This is a genomic window from Flavobacterium cutihirudinis (genome assembly GCF_003385895.1).
In the GTDB taxonomy this organism is placed as follows: domain Bacteria; phylum Bacteroidota; class Bacteroidia; order Flavobacteriales; family Flavobacteriaceae; genus Flavobacterium; species Flavobacterium cutihirudinis.
Window position 1 is genome coordinate 1,052,381 of the sequence record NZ_QRDQ01000008.1, and the last position, 14,386, is coordinate 1,066,766.

The 14,386-nt window shown below is 33.0% G+C and carries 9 protein-coding genes; 7 read left to right on the plus strand and 2 right to left on the minus strand.

All coding sequences use genetic code 11. The features are described 5' to 3' along the window. Positions 1-4 precede the first annotated feature (4 nt). The 4 genes from BD847_RS10290 (at position 5) to BD847_RS10305 (ending at position 6,626) form a co-directional block, all read left to right on the plus strand. Positions 5-2,509: a DUF5686 family protein gene (locus BD847_RS10290; protein ID WP_394336444.1), complete on the plus strand. Its 2,505-nt coding sequence runs from the start codon at positions 5-7 to the stop codon at positions 2,507-2,509. A 212-nt stretch (positions 2,510-2,721) separates the two neighbouring features. Next, positions 2,722-3,321, plus strand: a complete 600-nt coding sequence (locus tag BD847_RS10295) for a DNA-3-methyladenine glycosylase family protein (protein ID WP_115888174.1) — start codon at positions 2,722-2,724, stop codon at positions 3,319-3,321. Positions 3,322-3,433: 112 nt separating this feature from the next. Beyond that, the gene (locus BD847_RS10300) at positions 3,434-3,964 is read left to right on the plus strand and encodes an inorganic diphosphatase (protein ID WP_089052566.1); all 531 of its coding nucleotides are present in this window, start codon (positions 3,434-3,436) and stop codon (positions 3,962-3,964) included. Positions 3,965-4,076: 112 nt separating this feature from the next. After that, complete coding sequence (locus BD847_RS10305; protein WP_115888175.1) at positions 4,077-6,626, plus strand: sodium-translocating pyrophosphatase; 2,550 nt, start codon at positions 4,077-4,079, stop codon at positions 6,624-6,626. Positions 6,627-6,714: 88 nt separating this feature from the next. Here the strand turns inward: BD847_RS10305 and BD847_RS10310 are convergent, their stop codons facing one another. Next, positions 6,715-7,329 carry a deoxynucleoside kinase gene (locus BD847_RS10310; protein ID WP_089052568.1) on the minus strand — a complete coding sequence of 205 codons (615 nt, stop codon included), beginning with the start codon at positions 7,327-7,329 and terminating at the stop codon, positions 6,715-6,717. Further along, entirely contained in the window at positions 7,329-8,144 is an 816-nt protein-coding gene (locus BD847_RS10315) for a hypothetical protein (RefSeq protein WP_115888176.1), read from the minus strand. Before BD847_RS10315 ends, BD847_RS10310 begins: the two co-directional genes overlap by 1 nt. A gap of 233 nt (positions 8,145-8,377) precedes the next feature. On the opposite strand from BD847_RS10315, the gene BD847_RS10320 reads away from it, so the two are divergent. From BD847_RS10320 to BD847_RS10330, 3 genes are all read left to right on the plus strand, one after another. Next, complete coding sequence (locus tag BD847_RS10320) at positions 8,378-9,268, plus strand: GLPGLI family protein (protein WP_115888177.1); 891 nt, start codon at positions 8,378-8,380, stop codon at positions 9,266-9,268. 74 nt (positions 9,269-9,342) lie between these two features. After that, the gene (locus tag BD847_RS10325) at positions 9,343-12,030 is read left to right on the plus strand and encodes a carboxypeptidase-like regulatory domain-containing protein (protein ID WP_115888178.1); all 2,688 of its coding nucleotides are present in this window, start codon (positions 9,343-9,345) and stop codon (positions 12,028-12,030) included. A gap of 94 nt (positions 12,031-12,124) precedes the next feature. Further along, entirely contained in the window at positions 12,125-14,356 is a 2,232-nt protein-coding gene (locus BD847_RS10330) for a hypothetical protein (protein WP_115888179.1), read from the plus strand. Positions 14,357-14,386: the final 30 nt, after the last annotated feature.

Below are 14,386 nucleotides of genomic sequence, written 5' to 3' on the forward strand. Positions count from 1 at the left end.
CCAAATGATAAAAAGAATAATTTTACTCAGCCTATTTTTTGTATTCGCCTTTGTGAATCTTGGAACTGCACAAACAAAAGTGAGTGGAATTGTTTTGGACAAATCAAATCAGCCGGTGCCTTTTGCAAATATTGTTTTCAAGGGTTCTAATACTGGAATCGTTTCTAACGAAGATGGTCGATTCTATCTTGAATCGCCAAATACTTATACAGCACTGTTAGTTACATCAGCAGGATTTTCAGATAAGGAAGTACCTCTGGAAAAAGCAGTCAATTATAATTTCAAAATTGTTTTATTTGAAGAGCAAGTACTAAACGAAGTTGTAATTTATACCGGAAAAACATCTAAGAAAAACAATCCGGCACTAGATATTTTGAGGAAAATCTGGGAAAGAAAACGTAAAAATGGACTTTACCAGTTCAATCAATATCAAATGCAGAAGTACGAGAAGGTTGAGTTCGACATGAACACGATTGACAGTGCTTTGATGAAAAACAAACTTTTCAAAGGAATGGAGTTTGTATTTGATCATGTTGATACTTCTGATGTTACGGGGAAAACGTATCTACCAATTTTCATCAACGAATCGGTTTATGATGTTTACGGTGATAACAAATTAAAGAAAGTAAAAGAAAATCTTACAGGAAATAAAATGTCTGGTTTCAACGGAAATCAGCAGATTTTATCTTTTGTAAAAGACCTTTATTCTGATTATAACATCTACGATAATCACCTTAAATTTTTTGACAAAAGTTTTACAAGTCCGCTTTCAAGAACCGGAATTGATGTCTATAATTATGTCCTGAAAGACAGTGCTTACATCGATAAAAAATGGTGTTATAATATTGTTTTTTATCCGAGAAGAAAAAATGAATTGACTTTTAAAGGTGATTTTTGGGTAAACGATTCCACTTTTGCAATTAAGAAAATTAATATGGGCGTAACGAAAAGTGCCAATATTAACTGGGTAAAAGATATTTATATTGAACAGGAGTTTGAAGTCGAAAACGATTCAGTTTTCCTTTTAACGCGTGATTATATGATGTCTGATTTTGCTTTGAATAAAAAAGAAAAATCAAAAGGAGTTTATGGAAAACGAACGACTTTATATCGAAATCATAAATTCAATATTCAGAAGCCGGAGAAGTTTTATAAGGAAGAAGTCAATTTTATAGACAATGCGGTTTACGACAGACCTCCTGAATTTTGGGAAGAAAATCGTTTTGAGAAACTAAATAAAGATGAAGCTGGTATTTACAAAATGCTGGATACACTGCAGACGGTCAAGCGATTCAAACAATTGTATAGTCTCGTCTCCATTTTAGGAAGCGGTTATGTCGAGTTTAAAAACTTCGATTTTGGTCCGATATTCTCTACATTTGGTTATAATGAAGTCGAAGGTTTGAGAATACGTGCCGGTGGCCGAACTTATTTTGGGCCAAATGATCCGTGGCGCGTTCAAGCTTATACGGCGTATGGTTTTAATGACAACAAATTCAAATACGGAGTTTCTGGAAAATGGATGGTTGATAAGAAAAACCGAATCATTATTTCTGGAGGAAACAGGCGTGATATTGAACAAATTGGAGCCAGTTTAACCACGACGAATGATATTTTAGGACGAAGTTTTGCATCTTCTGCTTTATTTACAACGAGCAGTAATGGAAAATTGACTAATATTAATTTGAGCAATGTTTCTTTTGAAATTGAAGCCAAGAAGAATTTTATAATTCAGACGGGTTTTTCATATCGAACTTTGGAATCGGCTTCACCTACTTTTAGTTTGGATTATTATTCTACTTTGCCAAGTCCAGAAAATCCTGCCGGAGTTATACAAAGTAAAGTGCGACAATCAGAAGCCAATATTCAGTTTGAATATATGCCAAATCGCAAGACTATTGGTTACGGAGTTGAAAGAGATTTAGTTGATAGTCCGTTTAGCCATTTCTTTGTGAATTTCAGTTATGGATTAAAAGGAGTTTTTGAAAGTGATTTTGCTTACGAAAAAATTCAGATTTATTACAAACAGCCTATAATTATTGGGCCTTTGGGTAGAACAGATATTATTGTTGAAACAGGTAAAACATTTGGTACAATTCCGTTAGGCTTGATGAGTGTTGTTCCAGGAAACCAAACATATTGGACTATTGAAAATACCTTTAGTAATTTAAATTTCTACGAATTTGTTACTGATCAATATACCACTTTGCAATGGCAACATAATTTTCAAGGAAGATTATTTGCAAGAGTTCCGTTTATGAGAAAACTAAACTGGAGAGAATTTGTAGGAATTAAAGCGGTTCACGGGACTATTTCGGATGCCAACAGAGCAATTAATGCTTCTGGTCAGCCATATAATGCGCCGGAAAATGTTTATTGGGAGTATAATGCCGGAATCGGAAATATTTTTAAAGTGTTCCGAATTGATTTCTCTTGGAGAGGGAATTATTTGAATATGCCTGATGCTAATAAATTTGCAGTAAAAGGATCTTTCGGATTCTATTTTTAAAGTTGCAAAGGTTCAAAGTTACAAAGTCGCAAAGGTTTATATTCTTTGCGGCTTTTTTGTTGCGTAATTTTTTTCTCTCGCAGATTTTGCAGATCGTGGAGATTTAAATTTTATCAGCTTTATCTCCAAAATCTGCGGGAACAAAAACTTTGCGGCTTAGCGTCTTTGCGAGATTCTTTTTTTATTTAATTTTGGCAAAGACTTAAATACTTATGCAAGAAGCTATTGATTTTCTAATCATTAAAAATCCGATATTTCAGGAAATAATCGAAAAGTACGGATTGCCTCCAATTCCGAAACGTCCTCAGGGTTTTGAGACTTTAGTATTGCTGATATTGGAACAGCAAGTTTCTATAGATTCGGCGAAAGCCACATTTTTAAAAATCAAAGCTTATAAAACTTGCAATCCTGAAAATATGGCTGTTCTATCAGACGAAGAATTTAGATCTCTTGGTGTAAGTCGTCAGAAAACAAAATACATTAAAATTTTGGCGGAAGCCGTTTTGAATAAAGAATTAGATATTGAGAGCTTGCCTTCAAAATCGGCAAAGCAAGTCAGAGAAGAACTTATTAAGCTAAAAGGAATAGGAAACTGGACGATTGATATTTATTTAATGTTTTGTCTTCAGGAACCCGATTTGATTCCACTTGGTGATATTGCGGTTATTAATACAATCAAAGAATTGCTTGATATTCATGACAAACAAGAAATGGAAATTCATGCGGAACAATGGAGCCCGTATCGATCTTATGCTACTTATTTGCTTTGGCATTATTACTTAAAAAAGAGAAATAGAACAATTACCTATTAAATGCTTGTTTTTTAATAGATAATGCAGATAATTTAACCTGTTTTTTTATTGTAAAAATAGAATGTTTGGTTACTTTTGCAACCGAAATTATAAGATATAATAAAAAACGAAAATGACCGCAGACAAACTAACAACTTTCGATGTATTAATCGAAATACCAAGAGGAAGCAGAAATAAATATGAGTACGATTTTGAAATCAAAAGAATGCGTTTCGACAGAATGTTATTCTCTTCAATGATGTACCCGGCTGATTATGGATTTATTCCTGAAACTTTAGCTTTAGACGGTGATCCTCTTGATGTATTGGTTTTAGTAAACGAACCAACTTTCCCTGGATGTGTAATGGAAGTTAAGCCAATTGGTGTTTTCCACATGGCAGATGATAAAGGACCAGACGAAAAAATTATTTGTGTACCAGTTTCAGATCCAATCTGGAATTCATTAACAGATTTATCAGATATTAATCCTCACTTAGTGAAAGAAATTGAGCATTTCTTCCAGGTTTACAAAGATCTTGAAAACAAAAAAGTTGATGTAGAAGGATGGGGAGACGTAAACGAAGCTTATGCAATTATTGCTGAGTGCACGAAACGTTTTGATGACATTGAAAATAAACCAGAGGGATTATTTAGCATTAAATAATTTTTACCTTATTCTATTATAAAAAAAGCAATACTCCGTTAGGAGTATTGCTTTTTTGTTTAAATTCGTTTTAGTTAGTTTATTGACTATTAACCAAAACCATTAATATATTATGAATGCATTTATGATTTACCTGCCAATTGTTATGGCAGTTTTAGGATTACTTTTCATGGGAATAAAAAGGACTTGGGTGTTAAAACAAGATGCTGGAGACGGTAAGATGAAAGAGATTTCAGATTACATCTACGAAGGAGCCTTAGCCTTTCTAAAAGCCGAATACAAATTATTAACCATCTTTGTAATCATAGCAAGTTTAGCTTTAGCAGGGATTACATTTATTCCAGGAGTAAAAACACATTTATTTATAGTAATTGCATTTATTTTTGGTGCATTCTTTTCGGCTTTGGCGGGAAACATGGGAATGAAAATCGCAACCAAAACAAACGTTAGAACAACACAGGCAGCGCGTACAAGTTTGCCTCAAGCCTTAAAAGTTTCTTTTGGAGGAGGAACTGTAATGGGGCTTGGTGTTGCAGGATTAGCAGTTTTAGGCTTAACCGCTTTTTTTATAATTTTCTTTCATTTATTATCTGGAGGAGTTTGGAAAGATACTGAGACAATGACTGTTGTTTTAGAAACTTTAGCTGGGTTTTCTTTAGGAGCAGAATCAATCGCATTATTTGCCAGAGTTGGAGGTGGAATTTACACAAAAGCTGCTGACGTTGGAGCGGATTTAGTTGGTAAAGTTGAAGCAGGAATTCCAGAAGATGATCCGAGAAATCCAGCAACAATTGCTGATAACGTTGGAGATAACGTCGGAGATGTTGCCGGAATGGGAGCGGATTTATTTGGTTCTTATGTTGCAACAGTTTTAGCTGCAATGGTTCTTGGAAACTATGTGATTAAAGATATGGGTGGAAGTATCAATGACGCTTTTGGCGGAATTGGTCCAATCTTACTTCCAATGGCAATTGCAGGTTTCGGAATTTTGTTTTCGATTATCGGAACAATGCTTGTAAAAATTTCAGATGATAATGCTAAAGAAGCTCAAGTTCAAAAAGCATTAAATATAGGAAACTGGGTTTCTATTGGATTAACTGCAATTGCTTGCTATTTTTTAGTACAACATATGTTACCGGAAGTTATGACAATGGAATTTTTTGGAGAAGGTTCGCAGCAAATTTCTTCAATGCGTGTTTTCTATGCTACATTAGTTGGTTTAGTTGTTGGCGGCGCTATTTCATCAGTAACAGAATATTATACGGGATTAGGAACAAAACCAGTTTTGGCAATTGTTCAAAAATCTTCAACAGGAGCAGGAACAAACGTTATTGCAGGTTTGGCAACGGGAATGATTTCTACTTTTCCAACTGTATTATTGTTCGCAGTAGCAATTTGGATTTCGTATGCTTTGGCAGGATTTTATGGTGTTGCTTTGGCTGCTTCAGCAATGATGGCGACAACTGCGATGCAATTAGCAATTGACGCTTTCGGACCAATTTCTGATAATGCAGGAGGAATCGCCGAAATGAGCGAATTACCTAAAGAAGTTCGTACAAGAACCGATATTTTAGACTCAGTTGGAAACACAACTGCAGCAACCGGAAAAGGATTTGCAATTGCTTCTGCTGCCTTAACTTCATTAGCTTTATTTGCAGCGTATGTAACTTTTACAGGTATTGACGGAATTAATATCTTCAAGGCACCAGTTTTAGCGATGTTGTTTGTTGGTGGAATGATTCCGGTTGTTTTCTCAGCTTTAGCTATGAATTCAGTTGGAAAAGCAGCGATGGATATGGTTTATGAAGTACGTCGTCAATTCAAGGAAATTCCAGGAATTATGGAAGGAACGGGAAAACCGGAATACGGAAAATGTGTTGAGATTTCTACAAAAGCTGCTTTACGCGAAATGATGCTTCCTGGAATTTTGACAATTGGTTTTCCTATTGCAATTGTTTTAATTGGGAAATTAGTTTATGCAGATAACAATCAGTTGATCGCTGAAATGTTAGGCGGATATATGGCTGGAGTTACAGTTTCTGGAGTTCTTTGGGCAGTTTTTCAAAACAATGCCGGAGGTGCCTGGGACAATGCTAAAAAATCTTTTGAAGCCGGAGTTATGATCAACGGAGAAATGACGTACAAAGGTTCTGATGCACACAAAGCTGCAGTAACAGGAGATACTGTTGGAGATCCGTTTAAAGATACTTCTGGGCCTTCAATGAATATCTTAATCAAATTAACATGTTTGATTGGATTGGTTATTGCGCCAATTTTAGGAGAAGGTCATTCTTCATCAGATATTGCTGGAAAAGCTTCTTGTTGTGCAAAAACTGAAATGCATGCCGGAGTCTCTAAATGTGGAGATATGTCGGGAATGACGAAAGAAGAATGTATTAAAATGTGTAAAGAAAAAGGTTGTTCTGAAGAAGAAACAGCAAAATGTTTAGCGCACTTTGATAAAACTGGAAAATATCAAAAAACAGATTGTTTCGATACTTCTAAGTATGAGAAAAGTTCCGTTCGTATTGAATTGAGAAATGAAAATGGAAAAACGATAGGAACAGTTACCAAAACCGAAAAAGGTAAAACGACTACTGAAGTTTACGAAGGAACTGAAGAAGAAGTTGAAGCAAAAATTAGCGCAGCAACTACAAAATAAAATAACTTGACAAAGTTTCATAAAAGGAAAATGCCTCTAAAATATTTAGAGGCATTTTTATTTCGTGTAAATTTGTGTAATTCGTATTCTAAAATAATCCGTTTAATTCGGCATCAATTCTATTGATGATATTTCCTAAATCTTCCGGATTATCAACAAAATTAATATTGTCAACGTCAATAATTAATAGTTTTCCTTTAGTATAAGTCTGAATCCAGGCTTCGTATCTTTCGTTCAAACGGCTCAAATAATCAATAGAAATTGAGTTTTCATATTCGCGTCCGCGTTTGTGAATTTGTCCAACTAAATTAGGGATTGAACTTCTTAAATAAATCAATAAATCCGGCGCTTTTACCAATGATTCCATCAATTCAAAAAGTGAAGTATAATTTTCAAAATCGCGGCTTGTCATTAATCCCATCGAATATAAATTGGGAGCAAAAATATAAGCATCTTCATAAATCGTTCGATCCTGAATGATTTTTTTACCGCTTTCGCGAATTTGCTGTACTTGACGGAAACGGCTATTCAGGAAATAGATTTGTAAATTGAACGACCAGCGTTCCATTTGGTGGTAAAAATCGTCTAAGTACGGATTATCAACTACATCTTCATAATGAGGCTCCCATTTAAAATGTTTGGCTAATAATTTAGTTAATGTAGTTTTTCCTGCGCCTATATTTCCTGCTATTGCTATGTGCATTACGGTGTTACGATTTTATAATTTGTGATTTCTTTAGTTGTAAAAATAGATAAAATTTGGTCTTTGTAATAAAAATTGTCAAACGATTTTTTTAAAATTTCTATTTCTGAAGTTACCGTATTATTTGTTTTGTTAATGTTGCTAATGTACAATGAATTAGCTTTGCTGAAAATATATTTTTGAGCATCGATTATTTCGATTTTATCAAATTCAGAGACAGTTCCTAAACTTCTGATTTTGCCGAAAATATCACAGGAAAACCAGTTGTTTTTTTTATCAATCCAATAGAAAGTATTAAAATCGGTTTGATAATATTTAAAGCTTTCAGTTAAAGGAACAGAAATCGTTTTGTATTCATTTTTCAAATAATCAAAAAATCCAATCTGTTGATTTAAAGTGTTATAAATCCATAATTGATTTTGCGTTGACATTCCGATACCACTTACTACGATTGGAATATCGTTTTGAGAAAAATTAATTTCGGTAATTTTATTGAGCTGATTGTCGAGTAAAACGACACTATTGAAATCCTCATAAAACAAAACCATTTTAAGCGGGTTTTGGATGTCTACTTTGGAAATTTTGCCCAACGAAACATTTTTGTATTCGAAGATCTCACTTCCTTTTGTTTTACTAAAAACATTATTTTTTATCTGATAGGCATATCCAAAGGAATCGAATCCGATGAACTCATCTGAATCTATGGTATTATTAGAAATAACGGTAGCATTTATTTTTTGGCTTTGACCAAAAAAATTGGAAAAAGGGCAAATTACAAAAAACAATAGTAAAATTTGGCGCACCGTTTTTATCATTTGGTTCTTATTTCGAAAAGCCAAATTACGAAAACACTTTTAAAGAATCGATTAAATTACAGTTTTAGCCAATTTTTAGACTTAAATCTTCGTTAGAACTAATAGTCTTACAAAGCGAGCATTTTGTCGATACCATTTTGGGATTGATATATTTAACTTTCAGGATTTTAAAATTAATAATAATTTTGAGAATAAGTTTTTATAAACTTGTTTCTAAAACAAACTGTACAAAAATGAAAAAAATATATTATTTACTAGTATTACTTGCTTTTTGTGAGGTTCAGGCTCAGAAAGATTTTCAGGGAATGGCTGTTTATGAGTCTAAAACACAAGCTCCCAAATTTGACGGAATGAGACCGGGAAACCGAGATATAACGCCGGAAATGCAAAAGACAATGGAAGAACGTATGAAAAAAATGCTGGAGAAAACCTTCATTTTAAATTTTGATAAATCGGCATCTATTTATAAAGAGGAAGAAAAACTGGACGCTCCAGGGCAGCAAGGCGGAGGCATGCGTATTATGATGAATTCTTTTATGGGGGGAGGCGGAACTTTTTATAAAGATGTAAAAAGCAAATCGTACACAGTTGATAAAGAATTTATGGGAAAAGAATTTCTTGTAATTGATTCACTACCGAAATTGAATTGGAAATTAGAATCTGAAACAAAGCAAATTGGAGGTTACAATTGTTATAAAGCTACAGTAATTAAAGAGGCCAGTAAAACCGATTTTAGGAATTTCAGACCAAAAAGCAACGACGATAAAAAGGATGAAGTTAAAAAGACATCGGGAGAGACCAAAACGAATTTTGAGGACAATTTTGAAATGCCAAAAGAAATTTTGATTACGGCATGGTATACGCCTGAAATCCCGGTAAACCAAGGTCCAGAAAATTACTGGGGATTGCCTGGATTAATTTTGGAAATCAATGATGGAAGAACCACAATTTTATGTTCAAAAGTAGTTTTGAATGCCAAGGATAAAGTAGAAATAAAGCCTTCGAAAAAAGGAAAAGTAATTTCTCAGAAAGATTACGACGAAACAGTAATTAAAAAAATGGAAGAGTTTAGAGAAATGAACCGCGGCCGCGCTGGTGGGCCACCGCCGCCAATGGGAAGATAAATTTGTAAACTTCCAACTCCTAAATTACTTTGCCTGTTCGGTATCGTTCAGGTTCAAATTCCAATATTCTGATAATGAATAAAACACTTTTTATTTTCGCCTTACTTTTTACTTCTATATGCTTTTCGCAAAGTGTTCGTTTCGATGGTTTTATTCAGGATGAGCAGAAGAATCCGTTGGAAATGGCCAATATTATGGCGATTAACAACAATACAAAAGCAATGGATTCTTATGGAATTACGAATGATAAAGGGAAATTTCAATTGACTTTAAAGCCAAATTCAGCTTATACTATAAAAGTAAGTTATCTCGGAATGAAATCTAAAGAAATTACGATTTCTACTCAAACAGAAAACATTACACAAAATGTTGTGATGGATGGGACGGGAATAGAACTTGAAGGCGTTGAGATTGTTCGTGAAATGCCTGTTTCAATTAAAGGCGATACTATTGTATATAATGCAGATTCGTTTAAATCGGGAACAGAAAAGAAACTCGAAGATGTTTTGAAGAAATTGCCCGGAGTTGAGGTAAATGCCGATGGAGAAATAGAAGTTGAAGGAAAAAAAGTCAGTAAATTAATGGTCGAAGGAAAAGATTTTTTTGACGGAGACACTAAACTTGGCGTTAAAAATATTCCTGCAGATGCAATTGACAAAGTTCAGGTTCTTAGAAATTACAATGAAGTAAGTCAGTTAAAAGGATTAGAAAACGATCAAGATAATTTGGCCATGAATATCAAACTGAAAGAAGGTAAAAAGAACTTTTGGTTTGGAGATGTTACTGCCGGAATTGGCGTTGCTGAGCTGGATAATCGTTATATCATTAATCCAAAATTATTTTATTACAGTCCGAAATACAGCATCAATGTAATTACCAATTTTAATAATATTGGCGAATTGCCTTTGACTGCGCAGGATTACTTCAAATTTACTGGCGGATTCAAAAATATGATGAAAAAAGGAGGAAGCAATTTTAATATTTCATCAAATGATTTAGGAATTTCATTGCTGAGAAATAATCGCGCGAAAGAAATTGAAACCAAATTTGGTGCAACAAATTTCTCTTATTCAATCAATAAAGCTTGGAATTTAAGTGGTTTCGGAATTCTTTCGACTTCAAAAACGGATTTAGAAACTAAATCCCAAACTACTATTTTAGATTCGGGAGATCAGCAGAAACGCGATGAAAACACGCATCAGAAAAATAATTTAGGACTTTTTAAATTGAGTTCGACTTATAAGCCCAGCGATAAATTTCAGTTTGATTATGATATTTTAACCAAACTAACAAAGCAAGATGAAGATACGGATTTGTTGCGTGAATCGATTGTAAGCAATGTTTCAGCTGTTGAAACTATTTTAACAGAAAAGAAGCAGAATCCAACTTCTATTAATCAGAATTTGAGTTTGTATTATACGCAAAGTGCTAAAAACATTTTTGCTTTTGAAATGCAACATTTGTATCAGGATGAAAATCCTTTTTACAATGCTAATTTAAGAACACAGCCTTTTGATCTATCTGGATATATTTCCGGTCAAAACCGTAACGACTTAAATCAGAATCGTTTTGTGAAAACCAATAAACTCGATGCCAAATTGGATTATTATTATATGGTAACGCCAAAAAGCAACTTCAATATTACATTAGGAAATACGTATTCATATCAGGATTTTAATTCGCATATTTTTCAAATACTTGATAATGGAAACAGAAATGATCTGAAGGATCCGGAGAACAATAATGCTGTAAACTACAATTTTAATGATGCTTTTTTGGGGTTTCATTATAAAATTCTGACTGGTAAATTTACTTTAACTCCGGGTGTAAGTCTGCATTCGTATAATATGACGAATATACAGTTGGGCACAGATTATTCTCAAAACTTTATGAAGATATTGCCGGATTTTTTTGCATTATATCAAATTAAAAAATCAGAAACACTGACGTATAATTTTTCTTTAACGAATGATTTTACCGATATAAATCAGTTGGCTTCTGGTTATGTTTTGTCGGATTACAGCAGTTTATTTAGAGGAAACCGCTTTTTGGAAAATGCAACTTCGCAGGTTCATACGCTCCGTTATTTCAAGTATAACATGTTTAATTTTGAAAATATTTTTGCTAATGCTTCATACACAAAAAAAGTAGACGCCATAAAAACAAAAGCAGATTTTGATGGAATTAATCAATCTTCAGTTCCTTACAATTCAAATTTAGCCGATGAAACTTTGAGCGGAATGGGAAGTTATGGACGTTCTTTTTTAAAGAATTATAAGGCATCTGCGGTTGCAAGTCTAAACTGGTCAAAATTCAATAATATTCAGAATAATGTTTTGGCAACTACTGAAAGTTTTGTGCAAAGTTACACTGTTCGGGCTTCCACAAATTATAAAAATATTCCTAATATCGAGTTTGGTTATAATCTTTTGGTCAACAAATACAGTGGTTCAACTTTTTATACAGATAAGCCATTTGCAAGATTAGACTATTATTTTCTGGATAGTTTTTCTTTTGTTTCCGAATATGAATTTTACCATTATTATAACGGAGATAAATCGGTTGATAACGAATATGATTTTTTAAGCGCCAGTTTAATTTATCAAAAAAAGAACAGTAAATGGGAATATAAAATCTCGGCAACCAATTTGCTGAATACGACTTATCTTAACGATGACAGCTTTTCTCAGTTCTCTACACGAGTGTCACAATACACTGTACAACCACGTTATATCATCTTTTCGATGAAATATAATTTATAGTATTTTAGTTACAAATATTTATTGTTTTGACGTCTTCTTTCGCTAGAATAAAATATCTTTGAGCTCAAATTATTAAACAACCAAAATTTTAGTCATGCGTAAATGTATTTGGAGTCTACTACTTGTGTTTTCAGGGATATTTATTTCTTTTTCCCAGTCAAAAAACATAGAAAAAGGAACTTATTTATCAACCAATAAAGGAGAAAAAATCAAGTTAAACTTATTAGATAATAATAAGTATGAGTTGGTTTTTTATTCGGGAGAATATGAAATAAAAGGCGATTCCTTATTATTTGCAGAGAAGGAAAAATCCGAGAATAATTTTGATCTTGTATTTACAACTAATAAAAAGGCAAAAAACATCAAAATTAATTTTAAAGATCCTTCTTATTATTTACTTTATATAGGTACTCAAAAAGGAAAAGAAGAAGTACAGTATCAAAGACTTTCAGATATAAAAACCAAGGTAGATCCAGATTATGCAAAAACTGATGTGGAATTTGAAATCGAAAAAACAGATTATTTGTATTTGGTTTATGAAGAGTATACAGGAGAAACCACCGTTTGTAAATATGCTCTTCCAAAAGACATTTCAGAGGTAAAAATTGAGTTTGAGCCTGCTGTTATGGGGAGTTTAAAAATTTCGGGTTTTTTTGATAAAAAGACAAACCAATTAACAATTTCAGAACAATCAGGGAAAAATCCTTTAGTTTTTACCAATGAGAAGAATCCGCAGCCAGAGAATAAATCAAAAGTTGCAGCTTTAGAAAGTCAGATTGTTCAAAACTGGACGTATCCGGGAAAAGAGACAGGTTTAGAAACAGAAGGTTGGGGATCTGCAGTTGCTGCAGATAGCACCGCTACACCTTTATATCCGGTTGATTCAAGTTATGTTAAATATGATTTTAAATTAAAGATCGAAAACAATCTAAAAAAAGCAATTGACGTTACGAAAGAAGCGAAAAATAAGTTTTTGGTAATTGCCGTTGATACTAAAAATACTACCGATTTTGATACTTATATAAAAGATCAGGAAACACAGATTGGATATAATATGTATGATGCTTATAATCCTCAATACGATGTTTTTAATTTTTATAAGGCTGGAAAAGATGATAAAAAATGGTTAAAAGCCAATAATATTAAGACAGACCCAAGTACTTTAATTGTAAATGGAAATGGTGATTTATTGGCAATTTCAAATTCTGGAATAGGTGATAAGCAATATCAATTTAGTTATTATGGTGATATATACCGAAAACTTTTGAGAACAGATGCTTTTGTTTCAATTGAAAAGATTTTCAAAAACAAAAAAGTAATCGATTCTGATTTGATAAGAGGTTTTAATAAAGCTGCGGTTTTAGAACCTAATTATGATGACGATTTAGAATATAGTCTAACTGATCTTAATAGTACAGAATTTACAATGAACAAACCAGTTTTGGATAAGAAATCAGTTTCACAAAGCTGGAAGAAATTGATAGAAGCACATCAAAAAGATGCTGTTCCAAATTTGTATTTGGTAGAGACTATTTTGAAGGAAATAAAAAATCAGGGATTTACAAAACAGCTTTTTAATGAAGAACGCGTTTTAAACGATACCGATTTTCTTTCTATCGATTATTTATTAAAGCATTCTGTGGCTATTGAGGAGCAACGTGCAGGCTTTAATAATAAAGAAGGTGAAATACATACGATGGGAAATGTTATTACTGAAATCTCAGCGGCGCTTCAGCAAAATTTATATGTTTCGCAAGAGGGAGTTTCAGGTGAAGCAAATAAAGAAAGAGTGAATACCATATATAAAAAGATAATTGCGACTGGAAAGGGAAATTTTGAAGCGTATCGAAATTATTTTGCTTATTTAGGTAAATCGCAAGATCAAGAAGGATACAATAGTACTTTCTTAAAAGAATTCAGCACCTATTTTGATGCGAATTTGGTTGCGGCAAGCCCGATAGAAAAGTTGGATGAAATGTATTCAGGTTTGGATACAAAGTCGGATTATGCATACGATGGATGGAATTTATTTAAAGAATATCATTCTAACTTATGCAATTCGGCAGCTTGGTCTGTAGTATTGAAAGCTGAAAATGCAAGCTTTTTGAAAGAAGCTCTAAAATGGTCCGAATACAGTTTGATTGTAACAAAAAACAATCCTTATTATTTAGACACATTAGCTCAGTTGTATTATAAGGACGGACAGAAAGAAAAAGCAATTTCAACACAAACTTTGGCTGTAAAATATTTAGATGCTACTATAGATGAAGATACTGCTCAAGATATAAAAGAAGTTTTAGCCAAAATGCAAAACGGAACTTATTAAGTTTTATACTAAACCTAACAGGTTTTAAAA